We start from the raw sequence: 22,537 nt of genomic DNA on the forward strand, positions 1-22,537 counted from the left end.
TCTCCGTGGAGGCGGTACGCCATGAGTCTCCCGACCAGCAGGGCCGCGCGCGCCGGGCAGTACCTCGCGCTCCTGGCGTACCTCGTGTTCCTGGCCTTCCCGTTCCTCTGGCTGCTCTCCACCGCCTTCAAGCCCGCCCGCGAACTCGGCTCCCTGCACCCCACCTGGATCCCCGACAACCCGACCCTCGGCAACTTCCGCCAGGCCTTCGACGAGCAGCCGCTGCTTCAGGCCGCGGCCAACTCGCTGATCGCCGCCGTCTCCGCCGCCCTGATCGCCGTCGTCATCGCGACCCCGATGGCCTATGTGATGGCCCGCCACCGCGGCCGGCTCGCCACCGCCGCGACCGGATGGGTCGTGGTCAGCCAGGCGTTCCCGTTCGTGCTGGTGATCATTCCGCTCTTCCTGGTGCTGAAGAACCTGCATCTGATCAACACCCTGTGGGGGCTGATCCTGGTGTACGTCGTCTGGTCGCTGCCCTTCGCGCTCTGGATGCTCGCCGGGTACGTGCGCGCTGTTCCGGCCGAGTTGGAGGAGGCCGCCGCAGTGGACGGGGCCGGCCGACTACGGACTCTCGTCTCGGTCGTCGCCCCGCTGCTCGCTCCCGGGATCGTCGCCACCGGCCTCTTCGCGTTCATCACCGCATGGAACGAGTTCTTCTTCGCGCTCGTTCTCCTCAAGACCCCGGAGAAGCAGACCTTGCCGGTCGTCCTCACCCACTTCCTCGGCGCGGAGGGCGTGGCCGACCTCGGGCCGCTCGCCGCCGCCGCGTTCCTCGCCACGCTGCCCTCGCTCGTCCTCTTCGCCCTCATCCAGCGGCGGATCACCGGCGGGATGACGGCCGGGGCGGTGAGGGGCTGATGCGCGCCCCGGCCCGGCGGGCCGCGGCGGCCGCCACCGCCTTCGTCCTGCTGCTCACCGGCTGCTCGGCCGCCGACGACGGCCGGGACGCCGACGGCACCATCCGGCTCAGGTTCCAGTCGCTGGCCTGGCAGAAGGAGTCCGTCGACGCCAACAAGCAGCTGGTGAAGGAGTGGAACGCCGCCCACCCCGACGTACAGGTGGACTATGTCCAAGGCAGCTGGGACAACGTCCACGACCAGCTGCTCACCTCCTTCGAAGGCGGCGAGGCGCCGGACATCATCCACGACGCCTCCGACGACCTCGCCGACTTCGCGTACGGCGGCTACCTCGCCGACCTCCGGTCCCTCCTCCCCGACCGGCTGAAGGCCGACATCCCCGAGCGGTCCTGGCGCACCACCACGTTCGGCAACGGCGTCTACGGAGTCCCGTTCCTCCAGGAGCCCCGGGTCCTGATCGCCAACACGAAGCTGCTGAAAGCCTCGGGCGCCCGCATCCCGACGCCAAAACGGCCCTGGAGCTGGACGGAGTTCCGGCAGGTGACGAAGGAGCTGACCGGCAAAGGACGTTACGGGATCGCCTGGCCGCTCAAGGAACCCGTCTCCGTCACCCTCAACCTGGGCCTCTCAGGCGGCGGGCAGCTCTTCCACCGCGAACCGGACGGCAAGGCCGAGCTGCGGTTCGAGGAAGGCGACCAGGTGGTGGCCGGCACCATTCACGACCAGGTCAACACCGACCGCAGCGCGGCCCGTACGGCGCTCGGCATGGGCGGCTCGGACGCGCTGCCCGGCTTCTTCGGCGGCCGGTACGCCATGCTGCCGCTCGGCTTCGCCTACCGCCAGCAGGTCGTCGAGCAAGCTCCGGAAGGCTTCGCGTGGACGGTCCTGCCCGCACCGGCCGGCGCCGGCGGACTGGCCCAAGGAGTGAGCCCGCAGACCCTCTCCGTCGCCGAGGACAGCCCGCACAAGGAGGAGGCCGTCGCCTTCATCGACTTCCTGCTGCGGCCGCCGAACATGGTCCGCCTGGCCCGGGGCGACTGGATGCTCCCCACCGGCACCACCGCCCTCGCCCACCCCTCCCTGCACACCACCGAGAACGGCTGGTCCACCGGCACGGCGCTCGCGCAGCACCTGCGCCCGGCGCCCGCACAGACCGTACGCGGCTACCCGGAGTGGAAGGACAAGGTGGCGACGCCCGCGCTCCAGGAGTACTACAGCGGCGCGATCGACATGGATGAGCTGCGAAAACGACTGGTCGACGACGGAAACCGGGTCCTGGCCCGCTATCAGCGCTGAAGAAGGCGGCAGAAATATCTAGACGAGACGTTTCGTCTTGTCTATGGTGAAGCGCATGACCGAATCACCGCGCGCCCATATCGCCATGTTCTCCATCGCCGCCCACGGACATGTGAACCCGAGCCTCGAAGTGATCCGCGAGCTCGTCGGCCGTGGGCACCGGGTCAGTTACGCCATCCCGGCCTCGTTCGCCGAGAAGGTCGCGGCCACCGGCGCCGAGCCGGTGATCTACACCTCGACCCTGCCGACCGACGACGACCCCGAGGCCTGGGGCACCGAGCTGATCGACAACCTGGAACCCTTCCTCGACGACGCCGTACAGGCGCTCCCGCAGTTGATCGCCGCCTTCGACGGCGACGAGCCCGACCTCGTCCTGCACGACATCACCTCCTATCCCGCCCGTGTCCTCGCCCACCGCTGGAACGTTCCCGCCGTCTCGCTCTGGCCCAATCTGGTGCCGTGGGAGGGGTACGAGAAGGAGATCGGCGAGCCGATGACGGCCGAGCTGAAGCAGACCGAGCGCGGCAAGGCGTACTACGCCCGCTTCGCGAGCTGGCTCGCCGACAACGGCCTCGGTGATGTCTCCAGCGACGACTTCGTGGCCCGCCCGCGCCGCGGCCTCGTCCTGATCCCGGAGGCGCTCCAGCCCAACGCGGACCGGGTCGACCGCGAGATGTACACCTTCGTCGGCGCTTGCCAGGGCGAGCGGGCCGACCAGGGGGAGTGGGAGCGGCCGGCCGGAGTGGAGAAGGTGCTCCTGGTCTCGCTCGGCTCCTCGTTCACCAAGCAGCCCGCCTTCTACCGGGAGTGCGTGGCCGCCTTCGGTGACCTGCCCGGCTGGCACGTGGTGCTCCAGATCGGCGCGCACGTCGACCCGGCCGAGCTCGGTGACGTACCGGCGAACGTCGAAGTGCGTGCGTGGGTGCCGCAGTTGGCGGTGCTGAAGCAGGCGGACGCCTTCATCACCCATGCCGGAGCCGGCGGCAGCCAGGAGGGGCTCGCCACGGGGACGCCGATGGTGGCCGTGCCGCAGGCCGTCGACCAGTTCGGCAACGCCGACATGCTCCAGGCGCTCGGGGTGGCCCGGCACGTCCCGATGGAGGAGGCCGACGCGGCGACGCTGCGCGAGGCCGTGCTCGCCCTGGTCGGCGACCCGGAGGTGGCGGAGCGGTCGGCGCGGCTGCGCGAGCAGATGGCGCAGGAGGGTGGCACGCTCCGGGCGGCCGACGTGATCGAGGCCGAACTGGCTGTCTGAGCGGAGCCGAGCCGGCTGTCCGAGTGGAGCTGAGCTGCCGCTCCGGGCGGAGCCGAACTGCCGCTCCGGGCGGAGCTGGACCGCCGCTCCGAGTAGGCCCGAACCGTCCCTCTGAGCGGATCGGTTGGACTGATATCCGGACGTTGTCCGCCCCGCCCGCGCCACCGCAGAGCGCCGTGGTGCGGGGCGGGGCGTTCGTCTGTGCGATGCCGGTGGTCGTTGCATCTGCACGCACCACCCGAGTGACTCCACATATCCGGCGCGGGACTTCACCCCTCTCGCGCACTTCTTCACGCACGTTCACATGTCTTCACGCATACCCGTGAGCAGTTGGCGGCGTCCGCGTCGGCGTGCAGAGACGCGGTGCACGGCGGCGTACAGAGCTCGGAAACGCCCTTGAGCTGGTGGTTTGCTGGGTCCAGGCCCTTGTCGCGGATCCTCGACCCGCCTTTGTTGCCCGCGTGTTGACGGCCACTGACCGTTGTGACCCGTCCTGGCCGATTTCTTGTTACGAAACCTTGTTGAGTAAGTCACAGCTGCAAGGGGGTCTTGATCTGTGCTCGTCAATCGGTCAGGGTTTCGAGCCAACCCCCGGAGATCTTCCGGCCGGAGGTCAATCCCCCCACAGAGATTGACGAGGAGACCCCTCTTCATGGCCAAGCACCAGCGCACCATCACTCGCCGGACCAAGCTGACCGCCGCGATCACCGCCGTGGCAGCCGCCGCCGGAGTCACCCTGTTCGGAACCTCGTTCGCCGGAGCAGCGCCGGCCCCCATGGGCACGGTCTACGGCGCTGACGCCGAGACCGCCGTCTCCGGCAGCTACATCGTCATGCTGGGCGAGAAGGCGGACAAGTCGAAGCTCGCCAAGGAGTACGGCGGCAAGCTCCAGCGCAACTACTCCTCCAGCATCAACGGTTTCTCCGCCAGCGGCCTTTCGGAGACCGAGGCCAAGCGCCTCGCCGCCGACCCGTCGGTCGCCAAGGTGGTGCAGAACAAGAAGTTCAGCATCAACGCCACCCAGGAGAACCCGCCGTCGTGGGGTCTGGACCGCGTCGACCAGGCCGAGACCGCCGGCGACAACGCGTACAACTACCCCGACGCCGCCGGTGAGGGCGTCACCGCGTACGTCATCGACACCGGTGTCCGCGTCACCCACGAGGACTTCGAAGGCCGCGCCACCTCCGGCTTCGACGCCGTGGACAACGACGACGACGCCGACGACGGCAACGGGCACGGCACCCACGTGGCGGGCACCATCGCCGGGGCCGCGCACGGCGTCGCCAAGAAGGCCAAGATCGTCGGCGTCCGCGTCCTGGACGACAACGGCTCGGGCACCACCGAGCAGGTCATCGCCGGAATCGACTGGGTCGCCGCCAACGCGTCCGGCCCGTCCGTCGCCAACATGAGCCTGGGCGGCGGCGCCGACCCGGCCCTCGACGAGGCCGTCCAGAAGGCCATCGCCGCCGGGATCACCTTCGGTGTGGCCGCGGGCAACGAGTCCAGCGACGCCGGCCAGGGCTCGCCCTCCCGCGTCCCCGAGGCGATCACCGTCGCTTCGTCCACGGAGGCCGACGAGCAGTCCTCGTTCTCCAACTTCGGCTCCGTCGTGGACATCTACGCCCCGGGCTCGGACATCACGTCGACCTGGAACGACAGCGACACCGGCACCAACACCATCTCCGGTACGTCCATGGCCACCCCGCACGTCGTCGGCGCGGCCGCCGTCTACCTCGCCGGCAACCCGGACGCCACTCCGGAGGCGGTCGCCACGGCGCTGACCGAGGGAGCCACCCCGGACGCCATCTCCAACGCGACGGAGGGTACGGCGAACAAGCTCCTCAAGATCGTCGAGTAGGACCCACGGCCCGGACGGTGGCGCCCCACCGTCACCGTCCGGGCATCGTCGCGCACAGCAGCCGCCGCGCTCTCCCCCACGGGGCGCGGCGGCTGCGCGTCGGAGGAAGGATCGCTCTAGGGTGTGGGGCCATGACGACGACGTACGCGGCTCTGCTGCGCGGGATTAATGTGAGCGGCCACAAGAGGGTCCCGATGGCGGAACTGCGCACCCTGCTCGGCGAACTGGGCCACACCGGCATCGCCACCTATCTGCAGAGCGGCAACGCCGTCTTCCGCAGCGCGGATGAGGACGAGAGCGCACTCGCCGCCGCGCTGGAGCAGGCCATCCAGCAGCGGTTCGGGTTCTCCGTCGACTGCGTCGTCCGCAGTGGCGGCTATCTCGCCGCCGTCGCCGACGCCTGCCCGTTCCCCGCCGCCGAGCTGGAGGGCAGGCAGCTTCACGTCACCTACTTCGACCGGGCCGTGGACGCCGGACACCTCGCCGCGCTCGACGCGCAGGCCTACCTGCCGGAGGCCTGCCACCTCGGTGACCGCTGCCTCTACCTGTACGCTCCCGACGGCCTCGGCCGCTCCAAGCTGGCCGAAGCACTGGCGCGTCCCCAGCTCACCAAGGGCCTCACCGCCACCACCCGTAACTGGAACACCGTGGCGAAACTCGTGGAGATGACCCGTGTCTGAGCCGTCGCCCGCCGTGGCCGCAGCCATCGAAGGCGAGCTGCGCCTGCTGGACCCGCTGGTACGCGCCTCCGCGGATCTCCTCGTCTCCCTGCTGCACCCGGAGTTCCGCGAGATCGGCACCAGCGGACGCCTCTGGAACCGCGAGTCGATCATCGCGGCCCTCACCGCCGACGACGCCCCGCGCCCCGGCCCGCTGACCGCCTCCCGGATGCAGGGCGTGGAGCTCTGCTCGGACCTGGTCCACCTCACCTTCGACACGGAGTCCAAAGGGCGGCTCTCCCACCGCAGCTCCCTGTGGCGGCTGACCGGGTCCGGGTGGCGGCTCTACTTCCACCAGGCGACCCCGTTCGGTGCGGAGCCGCCGGCCGACGGCTCCGCACCGAACGGGGAGTGAACGCGGGTCAGCCGGCCCGGCAGAAGGTGTCCTTCTTCGGCAGCTCGCCGTCGACGAGGTACCGCGTGGTGGTGTTCAGCGCACACGGGTTCTCGCCGAGCACGTAGACGCCGTGCCCGCTGTCGTCGACGGAGAGCAGCCGGGACCGGTCCGCGAACTTCTTGCGCAGCTCCTTGGCGCCCGCGTACGGGGTCGGCACGTCGCGCACGTTCTGGACGAGGAGGATGTCGCGCGGCCCGTCGTCGTCGACCGGGACCGGCGGCTCGGCCGGAGCGTACGGCCAGAAGGCGCAGGGGCTGATGTTGGAGGCGGCGGCGCCGAACAGCGGGTAGCGCTTGCGGTTCTCGGCGACGGCCTTCCGGTAGACGCCGACCTTCTCGGGCCAGTCGATGTCGTTGCAGGTGACGGCGAGGAAGACGGACAGGGAGTTGTCCAGCCCGGCCGGGGTCTCGGCGACCCCCTCCTCCGGCGGTGCGGCGGCCCGGACGGACGCCGCGTCACCGCTCTTCAGCGCCTGCCACTGCTGGGCCAGTTGCGGGTAGCGCACCTCCTTGTACAGGAACGCGAAGGTGAGCTGCCGGAAGTGGACGCCGTTGACGCCGCCCACCGGAGCCCCGTCGAGGCGTGCGGCCAGGTCGAGGTAGGTCCGCCGCACCTGTGCCGGGGTGCGGCCCAGTCCGTAGCTCTCGTGCCGGGCCGCCGCCCAGCGCGCGAAGTCCGGGAACGTCTGCTCCATCCCCAAGGCGTAGCGGCGCATTCCTTCCGGGTCGAGGTGGGTGTCGCCGATGACGCTGTCGAGGACCATCCGGTCGGAGCGCTCGGGGAACATCGACGCGTAGGCGGCGCCCAGCGCGGTGCCGTAGGAGTAGCCGAGGAAGCTGGTCCGCTCCTCGCCGAGCGCCTCCCGGATCCGGTCCAGGTCGCGGGCGACGTTCGCCGTGGTCACATGGCGCAGCAGCCCGTCGGTGTCCTTGCTCTCGCACTGCTCGGCCACCTGCTTGACGATCTTCGCCTGGGCGGTGACCGCCGCGTCGTCGACGGCGTACGGCGGTACGTTGGTGAAGTACGGTCCGTCCAGGGTCAGTCCGCACGTCACCGGAGCCGAGCGCCCGATGCCGCGGGTGTCCATCCCGATCAGGTCGTAGGTGTCCAGGACGCTCGCGGGCAGCCCCATGGAGACCAGGAACGCGGGCTGCGACAGCCCCGATCCGCCCGGCCCGCCCGGGTTGAGCATCAGGGTGCCGCGCCGCCGCTCCGGCTTGGTGCTCGCGAGCCGGGAGATCATCAGGTCGATCTCGGCCCGGTCCGGGTCGGTGTAGTCCACCGGTACGGAGACGGTCGCACACTCCAGCACGGTAGGCGCGGCCTCGGCCACCACATCCTCGGGACACTCGCCCCACTCCGGCGATGCGGCCGGTGTCCCGGGTGAGGCGGCCGGTGTCCCTTCGGCGGCGGCCGGTCCGGTGGCGAGCGATCCGCCGAGGCCGAGCCCCAGGGCCACCGCCAGGGCCGCGCTCCGCCGGATACCACGTCGTCGTGTCATGTCCGTTTCTCCCAGGCGCTGTCGGTACGGTCACCGCCATCGCACTCCGTGCCCTTGGGGCATGGTCAAGACCATCTCGTTCGTTCGGCCACCGAAGCCACCGAATGGCCGGGGATCGACCCGGCCGGCCGGGGCAGAGGAGAGAAGGAGGCCGGACCCGCCGGGGCGGCCGGGCCGGGCGGCGGTGTGCCGACGGCGGCAGAACACGGGGCGCCTGGGAGGGAACGGCCGTGGCATGGAGTACGAGTCAGGTGGCGGAACTCGCCGGCACGACGCTCAAGACCGTGCGGCATTACCACAAGCTGGGCCTGCTGGAGGAGCCGGAGCGCTCGCCGAACGGTTACAAGAGGTACGGAGTGAAGCATCTGGTGCGCGTGATGGGCATCCGCCGGCTGACCGACCTCGGCGTCGCGCTCTGCGACATCCCCTCGGTGGAGGCGGCCGACGGAAGGTCCGAGCAGATTCTCCGCTCGCTCGACGATGAGCTGGCGCGGAACATCGAACGGCAGCAGCGGAAGCGCCGGGAGATCGCGGCCGTGCTGGACGACGGGGCCTCGCTGGCGCTGCCACCGGAGTTCGGAGCCGCCGCCGCCGATCTGCCGCAGGCCCAGCAGTCCCTCCTGGTGGCGTACGCGAGCATCCTCACGCCGGAGGCCATGGCGATCGTCCGCAAGGAGTTCGCCGCTCCCCGCGATGACGTCGCCAAAGCGTTCGAGCGGCTGTCCGCCGACGCGCCCGAGGAGGAGCGTGACCGGCTCGCGCACCACATGGCGGCCGAGGCCCGCCGCCAGCAGGAGGCGCACCCCGTCATCAAGGATCTGGACGCCGCGTCCCGCCGCGACGGAACCATCGCCCGGTCCGTCGTCGCGCAGGCGCTGGCCGAGTTCTGCAACCGGGCCCAGCTCGATGTCCTGCGCCGGATACACGCCCTGCTCGCACAGGAGGAGAGCGGGCGGACCGAGCGGGTCGGGGCCGCCGTCGCCTGACCTCACGAGGCGGTTGCGGCGCGGAGCCAGGAGAAGTGCTGCGGGGGCCGGGGTCCCCACCATCGGAGATACAAGTTAGCCTTGCCTTCGTTTGGCTGGAGGTGGGTGTCCGGAAATCGCTCCTCCGCTGTCCGTGATGCGCTGAGGAGCAGGTGAAGTGGGGGCTGACACAGCCGGGCGGAGCGTCATACGCCGCGCTGTCGCGGGACAGCGCCGGGACGTGGCCGTCGGATCGGTCCTCGGTGCCTGCCATCAGACCGGCGAAGCGCTCGTCCCCGTACTCATCGGTCTCATCGTCGACCGGGTCGTGGTCCGGCCCGACGGCGGAGCGCTCGCGCTCTGGCTGGTCGTCCTCGCCGTCGTCTACGCGATGCTCTCGTACGGCTTCCGCTTCGGCGCCCGGGCCGGTGAGCGCGCCGCCGAGCAGGCCGCGCACCAGCTGCGCCTGGATGTCGTACGCCGCGTCCTCGCCCCGCACGGCGGCGCCGAGGCCGGACGGCCGCCCGGCGCGCTGGTCAACGTGGCCACCGAGGACGCCCGGCGGGTCGGGGCCCTCAACATGGCCCTCACGCTCGGCATCGCGGCGGTCGTCGGCGTCGTCGCGGGAGCGGTCCTCCTCCTCCGCGCCTCCGTCCCGCTCGGCCTCCTCGTCCTGATCGGCGCGCCGGTCCTCATGGCGCTCGGCCACTACCTCGCCCGACCGCTGGAACACCGCAGCCAGGCCGAGCAGGAACGCGCCGCCCACGCTTCCGGAGTCGCCGCCGACCTGGTCGCCGGGGTCCGCGTCCTCAAGGGCCTCCGGGCCGAGAGCGCCGCCGCCGCCCGGTACCGCTCCACCAGCCAGGCCTCCCGCGAGGCCAACGTGCGCGCCGCCCGCGCGGCCGCACTCCAGACCGGCCTGATGCTCACCCTCACCGGCGCCTTCATCGCGCTGGTCGCCCTCGTCGGCGGCCGCCTGGTGCTCAGCGGCTCCATCGGCCTCGGCGCCCTCGTCTCCGCCGTCGGCCTCGCACTCTTCCTGCCAGGACCGATCGCCGTCCTGGCCTGGGTCGGCGCCGAACTCGCCAAGGCCCGCGCCTCCGCCGCCCGCATCGCGGATGTGCTGGCCGCGCCCGGCGAGACCACCGGCGGCACCACGGAGCCGGTCGTACCCAGTACCGGAGAGCTGCGGCTGTACGGTCTCGGCCACGCCGGGCTCGACGGCATCGACCTCACCGTCCGGCCCGGCGAGCACCTCGGCATCGTCGTCACCGACACCGCCGACGCCGCCACCCTGCTGCACTGCCTGGCCCGCCGCTGCGACCCGGACCGAGGACGCATCGAGCTCGACGGCACACCCGTCACCGAACTCGCGCCCGCCGCCCTGCGCTTCGCGCTGCTGGTGGCCGAGCACGACGCCCAGCTCTTCGACGGCAGCCTCCTCGACAACGTCACGGCCGCCGCTCCCGCCGGAGCCGACCCGCAGCCGGCCATGGACGCCGCCGCCGTCGACGAGGTCGCCGCCACCCTGCCCGGCGGCACCTCCGGCCGGATCGGCGAGCGCGGCAGCTCCCTCTCCGGCGGCCAGCGCCAGCGCGTCGCACTGGCCCGCGCGCTCGCCGCCGACCGCTCCGTCCTCGTCGTCCACGACCCGACCACCGCCGTCGACGCCGCCACCGAGGCCCGCATCGCCACCGGTATCCGCCGCGCCCGCACCGGCCGCACCACGGTCCTGGTCACCAGCAGCCCGGCGCTCCTCGCCGCCACCGACCGGGTCGTCCTCATCGACGGCGGCACCATCACCGCCGAGGCCCCGCACGAGGACCTCGTACGCGACCATCCCGTCTACCGCACGGCGGTGCTCACATGACCCCCACCGATAGGGCGGACGACAGCGCCGAGCTGCTCCCCATCGCCACCGGCGCCCGCACCCGCGCCGCGCTGCGCACGCTGATCCGACCGGACCGCGGCCGCGCGATCCTGGGCCTCGGCGTGCTGGTCGGCGCCACCGCCGTAGGGCTCCTGGTCCAGCCGCTGCTGGGCCGCATCGTCGACATCGTCGCCGACGGCCGCCCCGCCGACGCCCTCACCCTGCCCGTCGTCCTCCTGCTCGTGGTCGCCGTCGTCCAGGGCCTCACCACCACCTTCGGCCTGACCCAGATCGCCCGGCTCGGCGAGACCGTCCTCGCCCGGCTCCGCGAACAGTTCATCGAGCGCGCCCTCCAGCTCCCCGCCGACCGCCTGGAGCGCGCCGGGGCCGGCGACCTGACGGCCCGGGTCACCGGAGACGTCGCCCGGGTCGCGGAGGCCGTCCGCTCGGCCCTGCCCGAGATGGCCCGCTCGGTCCTCGCGATCGTGCTGACCCTCGGCGCGATGGCGCTGCTGGACGTACGGTTCCTCCTCGCCGCGCTCCTCGCCGTACCGGTCCAGGCGCTCACGGCACGTTGGTACGTACGCCGCGCCGTCACCGTCTACGCCGACCAGCGGGTCGCCAACGGCGCTCAGCAGCAACAGCTCCTGGAGACCATCGGCGGAGCGGTGACCGTGCGCGGCCACCGGCTGGAGGAGCAGCACACCGAGAAGAGCGCGGCCCGCTCGCGCAAGGCCGTCGAGCTGACCATGCGCAGCGTCCACCTCGTGCTCGGCTTCTACGCGCGGCTGCACATCGCGGAGTACATCGGCCTGGCCGCCGTGCTGGTCACCGGGTTCTTCCTGGTCCGCGACGGCTCCGTCTCTATCGGTACGGCGACGGCCGCCGCCCTCTACTTCCACAGCCTCTTCGGGCCCGTCAACGCGGCCCTCGTACTCCTCGACGAGGCCCAGTCGGCGGCGGCCGGGCTGGCGCGACTGGTCGGCGTGACCGACCTGAAGGCGAGCGCGGTGCGGTTGCCGCACCAGCGGCCGGAACGCACGGCGGCCGTCACCGTCGACGCCGTGAGCCACGCGTACGGCCCCGGCCGCACCGTCCTCCACGAGGTCTCCCTCACCCTCCGCGCAGGCGAACACGTGGCGCTCGTCGGCACGAGCGGCGCCGGGAAATCCACCCTGGCCCGCATCGTGGCGGGTGTCCAGCAGCCGACCGGCGGCACGGTCTCCGTAGCGGAGGGAAAGACAGCCCCCTCCGTCGTCCTGGTCACCCAGGAGGTCCACGTCTTCACCGGGACCCTCGCCGAGGACCTCCGCCTGGCCCGTCCCGACGCCACCGACGCCGACCTCCGTACCGCTCTCGCCACCGTGCACGCGCTGGAGTGGGCCGAGGCGCTGCCCGACGGGCTCGCCACCGTCGTAGGCGAAGGCGGCCACCGCCTGGATCCCGCCCGCGCCCAGCAACTCGCCCTCGCCCGGCTCGTCCTGGCCGATCCGCCGGTCGCCGTGCTCGACGAGGCGACCGCCGAGGCGGGCAGCTCCGGCGCCCGGACGCTGGAGCGCTCCGCCGAGGCGGCCCTCGCCGGCCGCACCGCCCTGGTCGTCGCCCACCGCCTCACCCAGGCCGTCGCCGCCGACCGGATCGTGGTGCTGGAGGCCGGCCGGGTCGTCGAGAGCGGCACGCACGACGAACTGCGCACCGCCGACGGCCCGTACGCCACCCTCTGGCACGCCTGGTCCGGCAGCCGCGCCGCACCCCGCCTCTGACCTCCACGCCGCCCCCGGCGCACCCACCTTCCCGAAGGAAACCGCCATGTCCCGCATGTTCCAGCGCACCCGGCTGACCGCCGTGGCCGCGTCCGCCCTGCTGCTGTTCGGAGCCGCCGCCTGCGGGTCCGGCGAGAGCGACGACAAGGCCGCGCCGTCCGGCGACAGCGCGCCGAAGGGAGCCTTCCCGGTCACCCTCGACCATAAGTACGGCACCACCACCGTCAAGAACGACCCGCAGCGCATCGTCACCGTCGGCCTCTCCGACCAGGACGCGGTCCTCGCCCTCGGCAAGGTGCCGGTCGGCACGACCGAGTGGTTCGGCGAGTTCAAGGGCGCCGTCGGCCCGTGGGCCGAGAAGGCGCTCGGCGACAAGGCGCGGCCCACCGTCCTGCACGACGACGGCACCGGTCCTCAGGTCGAGAAGATCGCCTCGCTCCGGCCCGATCTGATCCTCGCCCTGTACTCGGGCCTCACCAAGGACCAGTACCGCACGCTCTCCAAGATCGCGCCGGTCGTCGCCCAGCCGAAGGACGGCGTGGACTGGGGCATCTCCTGGCAGGACCAGACCATGCAGGTCGGCAAGGCGCTCGGCAAGAGCGACGAGGCCAAGGCGCTGGTCGCCAAGACCGAGAAGCACATCGCCGACGCCGCGGCCGCGCACCCGGAGTTCAAGGGCAGGACCGCGGTCATGGCGACGCCGTACGAGGGCATGTACGTCTACGGCCCGCAGGACAACCGTTCGCGCGTGCTGACCGGCCTCGGCTTCCAGCTCCCGGCCGGCCTCGACAAGGTCGTCGGTGAGGCGTTCGGCGCCAACATCAGCAAGGAGCGCACCGACCTCCTCGACACGGACGCCGTCGCCTGGATCGTCACCGACCCGGCCAAGGACGCCGAGAAGCTCCACGCCGACCCGCTGTACGGCAAGCTCGACGCGGTCAAGGAGGGCCGCGAGGTCATGATCAAGGAGAGCAGCCACTTCGGCAGCGCCATCTCCTTCGTGACCCCGCTGAGCATCCCGTACACCGTCGACCGCCTCGTCCCGATGCTGTCGGCCGCCGTCGACGGCAAGACGGACACGAAGGTCGTCCACCCCGCGTCCTGACGCCTCCTCCGGTCCGTCCCGCCGCGCCCCGGCGGGACGGACCCCTTGATCCCTGCTGAACCACCCGTGAGGAACCGGACCGTGGAGCCAGCCCCGTGACCCGCCCCGCCCGATGGCGCCCCGCCCTGCCCGCGGTCTCTCTCGCCGCCGTGCTGGTGGTGCTCTGCCTGCTCTCGCTCGGTCTCGGCGCCCTGCAGATCCCGCCCGGTGACGTCCTCAAGGCGCTTCTCGGCCGGCCGACCGGACCCCGGATTGAGGACGTGGTCTGGTCGGTGCGCGTCCCGCGTACGGCCCTGGGCCTGGCCGCCGGTGCGGCGCTCGGGCTCTCCGGCTGTGTGATGCAGGCGCTGACCCGCAACCCGCTGGCCGACCCGGGCATCCTCGGCGTGAGCGCCGGAGCCGCGTTCGCCATCGTGCTCGCCGCCGGAGTCGCCGGGATCGGCTCGCTGCTCGGCTACATCTGGTTCGCGTTCGCCGGAGCGATGGCGGCGAGCATCGTCGTCTATCTGCTGGGACGGATGGGGCGTTCGGGGTCCACGCCGGTGAAGCTGGCCCTCGCCGGTGTCGCCGTCACCGCCGTACTGTCCTCACTGACCAGCGCCATCGTCCTCACCGACCCGGCCGCGCTGGACCGGTTCCGCTTCTGGTCGGCCGGCTCGCTCGCCAACCAGGACGCCTCCACCGTGCTGCGCATCCTGCCCTTCCTCGGCCTCGGCGCCCTCCTCGCCGTGGCGAGCGCACCCGCTCTCAACAGCCTCGCGCTCGGCGACGACGTGGCCGCCTCGCTCGGCCGGAAGCTCGGCCTCGTACGCCTCCAAGGCGTCGTCGCCGTCACGCTGCTCACGGGTGCGGCGGTCGCGGTGATCGGCCCGGTCGTCTTCATCGGCCTGGTCGTCCCGCACGTCGCGCGGGTGCTCGCGCAGTGGGCCGGACTCGGCCCGGACCACCGCTGGCTGCTGCCGCTCTCGGCCGCGCTGGCCGCCGGGCTGCTGCTCGGCGCGGACATCCTCGGCCGGGTGATCGCGCGGCCGGTGGAGGTCCAGGCCGGGATCATCGTCGCCTTCATCGGCGGCCCCTTCTTCATCGCTCTGGTCCGCCGACGCCGGCTCGCGGAGGTATGACCGTGACCACCGATTCCCTCCGCACGGAGAAGACCGCCGCCCGTCCCTTCCGCCTGGCCTTCCCGCCGGTCTCCGGCACCCTGCGCCCGCGCCAGCTCGCCGTCTGCGCGGGGCTCATCGTCGCCGTGTTCGTGGCGCTGTGCTGGAACGTCTCCATCGGGGAGTACGGCATCCCGCTCACCGACGTCGCCCGCGCGCTGACCGGCTCCGGCGACCCCGGCACTCTCCTCGTCGTCCAGGAGCTGCGGCTGCCGCGTGCCATGACCGGGCTCCTCGCAGGGCTCGCGTTCGGCATGTCCGGCGCGCTGTTCCAGACGATGACCCGCAACCCGCTCGCCAGCCCCGACATGATCGGCCTCACCCAGGGTGCCGGCACCGCCGTGGTCGCGGGCATCGTCCTCGGCTGGGACTTCGGCCTCGGCATTCAGGCTCTCGGCCTGCTCGGCGCCCTCGCCAGCGCGCTCCTCGTCTACGGGCTCGCCTGGCGGCGCGGCACCACCGGCTACCGCATCATCCTCGTCGGCATCGGCGTCTCCTGGATCTGCCTGAGCATCACCGACTTCCTGCTCGCCCGCGGCGGCCGCTTCCAGGCACAGGCGGCGCTCGGCTGGCTCGTCGGCAACCTCAACGGCCGCGACTGGCAGCAGGCCGCACCGCTCGCCGCCTCGCTCGTCGTCCTGGTGCCGGCGGCCCTGCTGATCGGCCGGCTGATGCGTACGCTGCAACTCGGTGACGACGTCGCCAAGGGTCTCGGCACCCGCGTCCAGGCCGTCCGCCTCACCGTCCTGCTCACCGGTGTGGGCCTGGTCGCCTTCGCCACGGCGGCCGCCGGACCCGTGGCGTTCGTGGCGCTCGCCGCTCCGCAGATCGCGCAGCGGCTCTGCCGTACGGCCTGGCCGCCGCCGCTCGCCGGCGGACTCACCGGCGCCGCCGTCGTCCTCGCGTCCGACGTCCTGGCACGCGAACTGATCCCCGGCACCGAACTGCCGGTCGGGATCGTCACCGGAGTGCTCGGCGCTCCGGTGCTGCTCTGGCTGCTCATCCGCGTCAACCGCGCGGGCTCAGGAGGCTGACCGATGTCCACCGCCGAACCCGACCTGAGGGCCGAGGACCTGCACCTCGGCTACGACGACCGTGCCGTCGTGACCGGCCTGGACCTGGCCGTGCCGCCGGGCCGGATCACCGCCATCGTCGGCGCCAACGCCTGTGGCAAGTCGACCCTGTTGCGCGCGCTGGCCCGGCTGCTGGCGCCGCGTGCGGGAGCGGTCAGCCTGGACGGCCGGGCCCTGCACGCCATCCCCACACGGGAGTTGGCCCAGCAGCTCGGGATCCTGCCGCAGTCGCCGATCGCGCCCGAGGGCCTCACCGTCATCGACCTGGTCAACCGGGGCCGCTCGCCGCACCAGACGTGGTGGCGGCAGTGGACCAAGGCGGATGAGCAGGCGGTGCACGACGCGCTGGCCGCCACCGGCACCACCGACCTGGCCGACCGCGCGGTGGACGAACTCTCCGGCGGCCAGCGCCAGCGCGCCTGGATCGCCATGGCCGTCGCCCAGGGCACTCCGGTCCTCCTCCTGGACGAGCCGACGACGTACCTCGATCTCGCCCACCAGATCGACGTCCTGGACCTCGTCGTGGACCTCAACCGCCGCGAGGGACGCACGATCGTCATGGTCCTGCACGACCTCAACCAGGCCTGCCGGTACGCCGATCACGTCATCGCGATGAAGAAGGGCGGCATCGTCGCCGAAGGCGCGCCGGCCGACGTCATCACCGCCGAGACCGTCGAGAACGTCTTCGGCCTGCGCTGCCAGGTCACCACGGACCCGGTGAGCCGGACCCCGCTGGTGATCCCGGTCGGCCGCCACCACGTTCCGGAGCCGGACGAACCCGGGAAGAGCCTCGCCTGACAGTCGCCGCCACGGAGAATGGCCCACCGAACCGGACCGCGATTGGCCCGGGAGTCCACGCCAATCGCCGCCTAGGCTCGCCAGCATGAGCACATCGCACCGCACGACCGTCGACTTCTCCTTCGATCCGGCCTGCCCGTTCGCCTGGATCGCCTCCCGCTGGATGCTGGAGGTGGAGGAACGGCGCGCCATCGACCTCCGCTTCCGCCCGATGAGCCTGTACCTGCACAACCAAGGCAACGAACTGGACGCCTGGTACCGCGAGTTGGTCGACAAGTCGATCGGCCCGGTCCGCGTCGCCGTCGCCGCGGCCGCCGACCACGGCGACGGCATCCTGCGCGACCTCTACACCGCGCTCGGCACCCGCATCCATCAGCGCAAGGAGGAGGACTTCGACGCGGTCATCGCCGCCTCGCTGGCCGAACTGGGGCTTCCCGCCGCCTTGGCGGAGGCCGCGCACTCCACGGCGTACGACGGCGAGGTGGCCCGCAGCCATGACGCGGGCAAGGATCCGGAGCAGGACGCGTACGTGGGCACGCCGACGATCCACGTCGACGGCACGGTCTGGTTCGGCCCGGTCCTGAACGCGATCCCGCGCGGCGAGGAGGCGGCCGAACTCTTCGACAGCTTCCGGGTGCTCGCGGGCCACCAGGGCTTCTTCGAGCTCAAGCGGGCCCGGTCGGGCGGCCTGTCCTTCGCGTAGCGGCCCTCACGCCGACAGCGACGCCGCTCCCACCAGCACCCGCGCCTCGTCGTACCGCTCCAGCAGCAGCCGCGCCAACTCCGGTGCCGGGCCGAGCACGTCGGCCAGTACGTCCGCGCCGGCAGCCTCGGCGCCGGTCGCGATGCGGTCCGGGAGGCGGCCGGGAGCGATGACGTACGGCGCCACCGCCACCCGCTCCACACCCTCGGCCCGCAGAGCCCGCACCGCGTCCTCGGTACGGGGCAGGGATGCGGAGGCGAACGCAGGCCGCACGGCGCACCAACCGGTGTGCCGCAGCTCCCGCGCGATGTCAGCGATCACTGCGATCGCCTCCGGGTCCGATGATCCCGCCGAGGTCAGGACGAGCCCGGTCCGGTGGAGGTCGCCGGAGCGGACGCCGGCCTCCCGCAGCCGCCGGTCCAGCGTGGCGTTGAGCAGCGGCGACGGGCCGAGGACGTCGGCCTGGCGGATGTGCAGGCGAGGCAGGCGGGCGCGGGCCTCGCGCAGGACCGACGGGATGTCGGTCTTGGCGTGGAACGCCCGCGTCAGGAGGAGCGGCAGCGCGATGACCTCGCCGGCCCCTTCCGCGGCCAGGCGCTCCAGCACCCGGGGTACGGAAGGGGCGTTGAACTCCAGGAACGCCGTCTCCACACGCAGCCCCGGCCGCCGCTCCCGTACCCGCTCGGTGAGGGCGTGGACGGTCGCGGCATGCCGCGGGTCGCGGCTGCCGTGGGCAATGACGAGGAGGACGGGGTGGGACATGGCGTGACTCAGTTCTTGACGAGGAGGCCTCGGCTGCGCAGCACCCACCGCTCCAGCGGACTGAAGATCAGCAGGTCGATCGCGATGCCGACGAACAGGATGAGCAGGATCGAGAGGAAGACCCCGGGCATGTCGAAGTTGCTGCGGCCGTTCTCCAGCAACTGCCCGAGCCCCAGACCCAGTTCAGGCGAGGAGGCGATGATCTCGGCGGCCATCAGCGAGCGCCAGGAGAACGCCCAGCCCTGCTTGAGCCCTGCCAGATAGCCGGGCAGCGCGGCCGGCAGCACGATGTGCCAGGTGCCCCGGATGCCGGTGGCACCGAGCGTACGGCCCGCCCGCAGGAACAGCGGCGGCACCTGATCGACGCCCGAGACCAGCCCGTTGGCGATCGACGGCACCGCGCCGAGCAGGATCACCGCGTACATCATGCTGTCGTTCAGCCCGAGCCAGATGACCGCCGGGGCCACCCACGCGACCGACGGCAGCGACTGGAGGCCGGACAGGATCGGCCCGATCGCGGCCCGGATCAGCCTCACCCGGGCGACCAGCAGCCCGAGCGGCGTACCGATGGCCACCGCGAGGAGGAATCCGAGCAGACCGCGCGAGACGCTGGTCCAGACGACTTCCAGGAGCGTGCCCTTGAGCCACATGTCCGTGGCGCTGTCCCAGACCGCGGACGGCGGCGGCAGCTTGTAGACCTCGGTGACCTCGGCGCGGACCAGCAGCTCCCAGACGATGAGGACCAGGGCCACCGCCACGACGGGCGGCAGCACCTTGCTCTTCAGGACCTCGCGGACCGGCGTGCGGCGGATCTGCACCGCGTCCAGGGCGTCGAGACCGGCCTCCAGGCCGGCCAGATCGTCCGGCTTCGCGTCGACGGGTCCGGCCGCCGCGTCCGGCCGTTTCCGGTCGGACGTGATGTCAGTGCTGGCCATGTCGGCGGATCTCCCCACGCAGTTCTTCGGTGATCTCGACGGACAGCTCCGCCACGGCGGTGTCCTCGATACGGCGCGGCTGCTCGATGTCGACCGTCCACTCCCGGGCGATCCGGCCCGGCCGGGACGAGAGCAGCACGACGCGCTGCGCGAGCCGTACGGCCTCGCGCACGTTGTGCGTGACGAAGAGGACCGAGGCGTTCGTCTCGCGCCAGATCCGGGTCAGCTCGTCGTGCAGCACATCGCGGGTGATGGCGTCGAGCGCCGCGAACGGCTCGTCCATCAGCAGCAGTTGGCTGTCCTGCGCGAGCGCGCGGGCCATCGCGACCCGCTGCCGCATACCGCCGGACAGCTCGTGCACCCGCTTGCCGTACGCGCCGCCGAGACGGACGAGTTCGAGCAGCCGCTCGGCCTCGGTGCGGCGCTCCGACTTCGGGACCCCGCGCAGCCGCAGGGCCAGTTCGATGTTCTTGCCCGCGGTCAGCCACGGGAAGAGGGCGTGCTCCTGGAACATCAGGGCCGGCCGCCCGCCGGGGGTCTCGATGGACCCCGCGGACGGGCGGTCGAGTCCGGCCACCAGATTGAGCAGCGTCGACTTTCCGCACCCGGAGGCTCCCAGGAGGGTGACGAACTCACCCGGAGCGACATCGAGGGTGATGTCGTCCAGGACGAGCTGCTGCCCCGTGGGTCCGGAGAAGGACTTCGAGACGTGCGCGAGACGGGCGGCGTGCTCGACCGTCGTACGGTCCTCGGCCTTGGTGAGGGTGGTGGTCGCCATGGTCGTCACCTCCTGGGAATCCTGGATCCGGTTGCGGATGGGCGGGTTACTTGACGCCGAGACCGGCGTCGGAGACCTCGGTCTGGCCCTCAGCCTTGAGGATCTTGTTCAGCGGGCCCAGGTCGTAGATGCCCTCCAGCTTCGGGTTCTCCAGCAGACCGGCCTTCACCGAGAACTCCGACTGGGTCTTGAGCGTGGTGGCCAGCGGGTCGTTGGTGAACTCGACGGACTCCCACGCCGGGTCGAGGATCTCCTTCGGCAGCGCCTTGCCGCTCAGCTTCTCCAGCGCCTTGTTGGCGGAGGCCTTGGCCTCCTCCGGGTTGGCGTTGATCCACTTGTTGGTGGAGACCGAACCCTTGATCACGGCCTCGACCACGTCCGGGTGCTGGTCCAGGAACTTCTGCGACACGATGATGTGCGTGATCACGAACTTCTTGTCCGGCCACAGGTCCTTCTCCTCCAGGAGCACCTTCGCACCCTCGGAGACCAGCTTGGACGCGGTCGGCTCCGGGACCCACGCGCCGTCCAGCGAACCGGACTTGTAGGCGTCGGGCGTCACCTTGTTGTCCGAGCGGACCACGGAGACGTCGCCCTTCCCGCTCTGCGGGTCGACCTTCCAGCCCTTCTCGGAGATCCAGTTGAGGAAGGCCACGTCCTGCGTGTTGCCGATCTGCGGGGTCGCGATCCGCTTGCCCTTGAGGTCGTCCAGCGTCTTGATCTTCTTCGGGTTGACGACCAGCTTCACGCCGCCGGAGGCCGAACCCGCCACGATCCGCAGGCCCTTGCCCTGGGACTTGACGTAGGCGTTGATGGCGGGGGAGGGGCCGATGAAGCCGATGTCGATCGATCCGGCGTTCAGCGCCTCGATCTCGGAGGGGCCGGCGTTGAAGGTCGTGGACTCGACCTCGGTGCCGCCCAGCTCCTTCTGGATGGTGCCTTCCTGGATACCGACCAGGGCGGTGGCGTGGGTGAGGTTCGGGAAGTAGCCGATCTTCACGGTGTCCGCGGAGAGCTTCTTCTCACCGCTGGAGACGTTCGCCTTCTTCGCGTCGTCGTCCTGGGCGTCGGAGCCGTAACCGCAGGCGGTGGCGGCCAGGGCGAGCAGCGGCAGGGCCGCGACAGCGGCTATGGAGCGGCGAACGGTGGAACGGGGGGCAAGCACGGGAGGCTTTCCTCTCGTTGGCCCGGTACTCGCGTCCCGCTGAGGTTCAGGGAGGCGCGGCCGGGAGATCGGCAGGTCTTCGGCGGTACGGATGCGGGGGGTTCAGGGCGCGCGAGCGGTGCGCGTACGTCATCACGCACATCGCCCCACGCCTCCCTGGCCGCTGCCGAGGGCACCGCTGCCCACGCGGCCGCCCTCCTTCGCGAAGGTGGAGAAGAAGTCACCGGTCATCAGAAGTCCCACTCCGCGTCGTCGTCGGCGGCCTGTGCGACGGCTTCGGCCACCGCGGCGAACGCGGCGCCCGCCATGCCGGCGCTCAGCGTCGTCCCGTCCGCCGGGTCGATCAACAGGAACGAGCCGGTACGGCGGGAGTCCTCGTACGCGTCGAGCGCGAGCGGCTCGGCGGTGCGCACGACGACCCGGCCGATGTCGTTGGCGACCAGCTGCCCGGGCGCCGGGTGCTGGGAGAGGTCGTCCAGGGTCAGCCGGGACGGGATGTCCTTGACGATCGCCTTGACCGTACGGGTGGTGTGCTTCAGCAGCACCCGCTGGCCCACCGAGAGCGGCTGGTCGGCCACGTGGCAGACGGTCGCCTCGACGTCCCTCGTGACCGGAGGCGCGTCGTCGGCGGGAGCGATCAGGTCGCCGCGCGAGATGTCGATGTCGTCGGCCAGCCGGAGCGTCACCGACTGCGGCGCCCACGCGATGTCGACGCTCTCACCGAGAGCGTCGATACCGGTGATCGTGGTGGTGCGCCCCGAGGGGAGTACGGAGACGGCCTCGCCGACCCGGAAGACCCCGGCCGCGATCTGACCGGCGTAGCCACGGTAGTCCGGGAGCTCGGCGGTCTGCGGGCGGATCACGTACTGCACCGGGAAGCGCGCGTGGCAGGCGGTGAGGTCATGGCTGACCGGCACCGTCTCCAGGTGCTCCAGGACGGTCGGCCCGCCGTACCAGTCCATGTGCGCGGACGGCTCCACCACGTTGTCCCCGGCCAGCGCCGAGATCGGGATCGCGGTGATCTCCGGGACGCCGAGCGACGCGGCGTACGCGGTGAACTCCTCGGCTATGGCCGCGAATACGGGCTCCGCGTAGTCGACCAGGTCCATCTTGTTGACGGCCAGCACCACGTGCGGGACGCGCAGCAGCGCGGCGACGGCGGCGTGCCGGCGGGTCTGCTCGACGACCCCGTTGCGGGCGTCGACCAGGACCACGGCCAGCTCGGCGGTGGAGGCGCCGGTCACCATGTTGCGGGTGTACTGCACATGGCCCGGAGTGTCGGCGAGGATGAACCGGCGACGGGCGGTGGCGAAGTAGCGGTAGGCGACATCGATGGTGATGCCCTGTTCGCGCTCGGCCCGCAGCCCGTCGGTCAGCAGCGCCAGGTCCGGCGCCTCCTGGCCGCGGCTCAGCGACACCTGCTCGACGGCCTCCAGCTGGTCGGTGAGGATCGACTTGGAGTCGTGCAGCAGACGTCCCACGAGGGTGGACTTGCCGTCGTCGACGGACCCGGCGGTGGCGAAGCGCAGCAGGGTGGTGGTGCTCAACTGCGCACCCGATTCGAGGTGTGTGGTCAT

Annotated in this window: 20 protein-coding genes; 14 read left to right on the plus strand and 6 right to left on the minus strand. The window is 71.6% G+C overall.

Going from position 1 to position 22,537, the window contains the following annotated elements; translation table 11 throughout:
- The first annotated feature begins 21 nt into the window (after positions 1 to 21).
- The 6 genes from ABZ267_RS19960 (at position 22) to ABZ267_RS19985 (ending at position 6,343) form a co-directional block, all read left to right on the plus strand.
- Entirely contained in the window at positions 22 to 861 is an 840-nt protein-coding gene (locus ABZ267_RS19960; protein ID WP_356749577.1) for a carbohydrate ABC transporter permease, read from the plus strand.
- Positions 861 to 2,156 carry a sugar ABC transporter substrate-binding protein gene (locus ABZ267_RS19965; protein WP_356749575.1) on the plus strand — a complete coding sequence of 432 codons (1,296 nt, stop codon included), beginning with the start codon at positions 861 to 863 and terminating at the stop codon, positions 2,154 to 2,156. The genes ABZ267_RS19960 and ABZ267_RS19965 overlap by 1 nt, the downstream gene beginning before the upstream one ends.
- Before the next feature lie 55 nt (positions 2,157 to 2,211).
- Positions 2,212 to 3,411 carry a macrolide-inactivating glycosyltransferase gene (gene mgt, locus ABZ267_RS19970; protein WP_356749573.1) on the plus strand — a complete coding sequence of 400 codons (1,200 nt, stop codon included), beginning with the start codon at positions 2,212 to 2,214 and terminating at the stop codon, positions 3,409 to 3,411.
- A gap of 652 nt (positions 3,412 to 4,063) precedes the next feature.
- Positions 4,064 to 5,269, plus strand: coding sequence for a S8 family peptidase (locus ABZ267_RS19975; RefSeq protein WP_356749571.1), 1,206 nt, complete (start codon positions 4,064 to 4,066; stop codon positions 5,267 to 5,269).
- Between the two features lie 131 nt (positions 5,270 to 5,400).
- The gene (locus ABZ267_RS19980; RefSeq protein WP_356749569.1) at positions 5,401 to 5,949 is read left to right on the plus strand and encodes a DUF1697 domain-containing protein; all 549 of its coding nucleotides are present in this window, start codon (positions 5,401 to 5,403) and stop codon (positions 5,947 to 5,949) included.
- Positions 5,942 to 6,343 (plus strand): nuclear transport factor 2 family protein, encoded by a 402-nt coding sequence (locus ABZ267_RS19985; protein WP_356749567.1) that lies wholly within the window; start codon positions 5,942 to 5,944, stop codon positions 6,341 to 6,343. Before ABZ267_RS19980 ends, ABZ267_RS19985 begins: the two co-directional genes overlap by 8 nt.
- Before the next feature lie 7 nt (positions 6,344 to 6,350).
- Here ABZ267_RS19985 and ABZ267_RS19990 read toward each other — a convergent pair whose 3' ends face one another.
- Complete coding sequence (locus tag ABZ267_RS19990; protein ID WP_356749565.1) at positions 6,351 to 7,886, minus strand: alpha/beta hydrolase; 1,536 nt, start codon at positions 7,884 to 7,886, stop codon at positions 6,351 to 6,353.
- Positions 7,887 to 8,137: 251 nt separating this feature from the next.
- Here ABZ267_RS19990 and ABZ267_RS19995 point away from each other — a divergent pair, with 251 nt between their 5' ends.
- From ABZ267_RS19995 to ABZ267_RS20030, 8 genes are all read left to right on the plus strand, one after another.
- The gene (locus ABZ267_RS19995; protein WP_356749563.1) at positions 8,138 to 8,872 is read left to right on the plus strand and encodes a MerR family transcriptional regulator; all 735 of its coding nucleotides are present in this window, start codon (positions 8,138 to 8,140) and stop codon (positions 8,870 to 8,872) included.
- Positions 8,873 to 9,029: 157 nt separating this feature from the next.
- Positions 9,030 to 10,721, plus strand: coding sequence for an ABC transporter ATP-binding protein (locus tag ABZ267_RS20000; protein WP_356749561.1), 1,692 nt, complete (start codon positions 9,030 to 9,032; stop codon positions 10,719 to 10,721).
- Positions 10,718 to 12,484 (plus strand): ABC transporter ATP-binding protein, encoded by a 1,767-nt coding sequence (locus tag ABZ267_RS20005; protein ID WP_356749559.1) that lies wholly within the window; start codon positions 10,718 to 10,720, stop codon positions 12,482 to 12,484. The genes ABZ267_RS20000 and ABZ267_RS20005 overlap by 4 nt, the downstream gene beginning before the upstream one ends.
- A gap of 46 nt (positions 12,485 to 12,530) precedes the next feature.
- On the plus strand, positions 12,531 to 13,589 hold the full coding sequence (locus ABZ267_RS20010) for an iron-siderophore ABC transporter substrate-binding protein (protein ID WP_356749557.1): 1,059 nt from the start codon (positions 12,531 to 12,533) through the stop codon (positions 13,587 to 13,589).
- A 95-nt stretch (positions 13,590 to 13,684) separates the two neighbouring features.
- Positions 13,685 to 14,710 (plus strand): iron chelate uptake ABC transporter family permease subunit, encoded by a 1,026-nt coding sequence (locus ABZ267_RS20015; protein ID WP_356749555.1) that lies wholly within the window; start codon positions 13,685 to 13,687, stop codon positions 14,708 to 14,710.
- Positions 14,707 to 15,783 carry an iron chelate uptake ABC transporter family permease subunit gene (locus ABZ267_RS20020; protein ID WP_356749553.1) on the plus strand — a complete coding sequence of 359 codons (1,077 nt, stop codon included), beginning with the start codon at positions 14,707 to 14,709 and terminating at the stop codon, positions 15,781 to 15,783. The genes ABZ267_RS20015 and ABZ267_RS20020 overlap by 4 nt, the downstream gene beginning before the upstream one ends.
- A 3-nt stretch (positions 15,784 to 15,786) precedes the next feature.
- Positions 15,787 to 16,620, plus strand: coding sequence for an ABC transporter ATP-binding protein (locus tag ABZ267_RS20025; protein WP_356749551.1), 834 nt, complete (start codon positions 15,787 to 15,789; stop codon positions 16,618 to 16,620).
- Between the two features lie 85 nt (positions 16,621 to 16,705).
- The gene (locus ABZ267_RS20030; RefSeq protein WP_356749549.1) at positions 16,706 to 17,323 is read left to right on the plus strand and encodes a DsbA family protein; all 618 of its coding nucleotides are present in this window, start codon (positions 16,706 to 16,708) and stop codon (positions 17,321 to 17,323) included.
- 6 nt (positions 17,324 to 17,329) lie between these two features.
- Here the strand turns inward: ABZ267_RS20030 and ABZ267_RS20035 are convergent, their stop codons facing one another.
- From ABZ267_RS20035 to ABZ267_RS20055, 5 genes are all read right to left on the minus strand, one after another.
- Entirely contained in the window at positions 17,330 to 18,085 is a 756-nt protein-coding gene (locus tag ABZ267_RS20035) for a sirohydrochlorin chelatase (RefSeq protein WP_356749547.1), read from the minus strand.
- Between the two features lie 8 nt (positions 18,086 to 18,093).
- Positions 18,094 to 19,020: an ABC transporter permease gene (locus ABZ267_RS20040; protein WP_356749545.1), complete on the minus strand. Its 927-nt coding sequence runs from the start codon at positions 19,018 to 19,020 to the stop codon at positions 18,094 to 18,096.
- On the minus strand, positions 19,007 to 19,798 hold the full coding sequence (locus ABZ267_RS20045; protein ID WP_356749543.1) for an ABC transporter ATP-binding protein: 792 nt from the start codon (positions 19,796 to 19,798) through the stop codon (positions 19,007 to 19,009). Before ABZ267_RS20045 ends, ABZ267_RS20040 begins: the two co-directional genes overlap by 14 nt.
- Positions 19,799 to 19,844: 46 nt before the next feature.
- A complete protein-coding gene (locus tag ABZ267_RS20050) occupies positions 19,845 to 20,960 on the minus strand; it encodes an aliphatic sulfonate ABC transporter substrate-binding protein (protein WP_356749541.1) in 1,116 nt (371 codons plus the stop codon).
- A 230-nt stretch (positions 20,961 to 21,190) separates the two neighbouring features.
- On the minus strand, positions 21,191 to 22,537 hold the full coding sequence (locus tag ABZ267_RS20055) for a GTP-binding protein (protein WP_356749539.1): 1,347 nt from the start codon (positions 22,535 to 22,537) through the stop codon (positions 21,191 to 21,193).

Origin of the sequence: Streptomyces sp. NPDC006174 (assembly GCF_040614075.1) — a bacterium.
Classification (GTDB): domain Bacteria; phylum Actinomycetota; class Actinomycetes; order Streptomycetales; family Streptomycetaceae; genus Streptomyces.

What these genes read in the sequence shown, in the direction of transcription:
- ABZ267_RS19960 (WP_356749577.1), top strand. Translation starts at nt 22, where the DNA reads ATGAGTCTCCCGACCAGCAGGGCCGCGCGCGCCGGGCAGTACCTCGCG.
- ABZ267_RS19965 (WP_356749575.1), top strand. Translation starts at nt 861, where the DNA reads ATGCGCGCCCCGGCCCGGCGGGCCGCGGCGGCCGCCACCGCCTTCGTC.
- mgt (WP_356749573.1), top strand. Translation starts at nt 2,212, where the DNA reads ATGACCGAATCACCGCGCGCCCATATCGCCATGTTCTCCATCGCCGCC.
- ABZ267_RS19975 (WP_356749571.1), top strand. Translation starts at nt 4,064, where the DNA reads ATGGCCAAGCACCAGCGCACCATCACTCGCCGGACCAAGCTGACCGCC.
- ABZ267_RS19980 (WP_356749569.1), top strand. Translation starts at nt 5,401, where the DNA reads ATGACGACGACGTACGCGGCTCTGCTGCGCGGGATTAATGTGAGCGGC.
- ABZ267_RS19990 (WP_356749565.1), bottom strand. Translation starts at nt 7,886, where the DNA reads ATGACACGACGACGTGGTATCCGGCGGAGCGCGGCCCTGGCGGTGGCC.
- ABZ267_RS20005 (WP_356749559.1), top strand. Translation starts at nt 10,718, where the DNA reads ATGACCCCCACCGATAGGGCGGACGACAGCGCCGAGCTGCTCCCCATC.
- ABZ267_RS20010 (WP_356749557.1), top strand. Translation starts at nt 12,531, where the DNA reads ATGTCCCGCATGTTCCAGCGCACCCGGCTGACCGCCGTGGCCGCGTCC.
- ABZ267_RS20020 (WP_356749553.1), top strand. Translation starts at nt 14,707, where the DNA reads ATGACCGTGACCACCGATTCCCTCCGCACGGAGAAGACCGCCGCCCGT.
- ABZ267_RS20025 (WP_356749551.1), top strand. Translation starts at nt 15,787, where the DNA reads ATGTCCACCGCCGAACCCGACCTGAGGGCCGAGGACCTGCACCTCGGC.
- ABZ267_RS20030 (WP_356749549.1), top strand. Translation starts at nt 16,706, where the DNA reads ATGAGCACATCGCACCGCACGACCGTCGACTTCTCCTTCGATCCGGCC.
- ABZ267_RS20035 (WP_356749547.1), bottom strand. Translation starts at nt 18,085, where the DNA reads ATGTCCCACCCCGTCCTCCTCGTCATTGCCCACGGCAGCCGCGACCCG.
- ABZ267_RS20040 (WP_356749545.1), bottom strand. Translation starts at nt 19,020, where the DNA reads ATGGCCAGCACTGACATCACGTCCGACCGGAAACGGCCGGACGCGGCG.
- ABZ267_RS20045 (WP_356749543.1), bottom strand. Translation starts at nt 19,798, where the DNA reads ATGGCGACCACCACCCTCACCAAGGCCGAGGACCGTACGACGGTCGAG.
- ABZ267_RS20055 (WP_356749539.1), bottom strand. Translation starts at nt 22,537, where the DNA reads ATGACCACACACCTCGAATCGGGTGCGCAGTTGAGCACCACCACCCTG.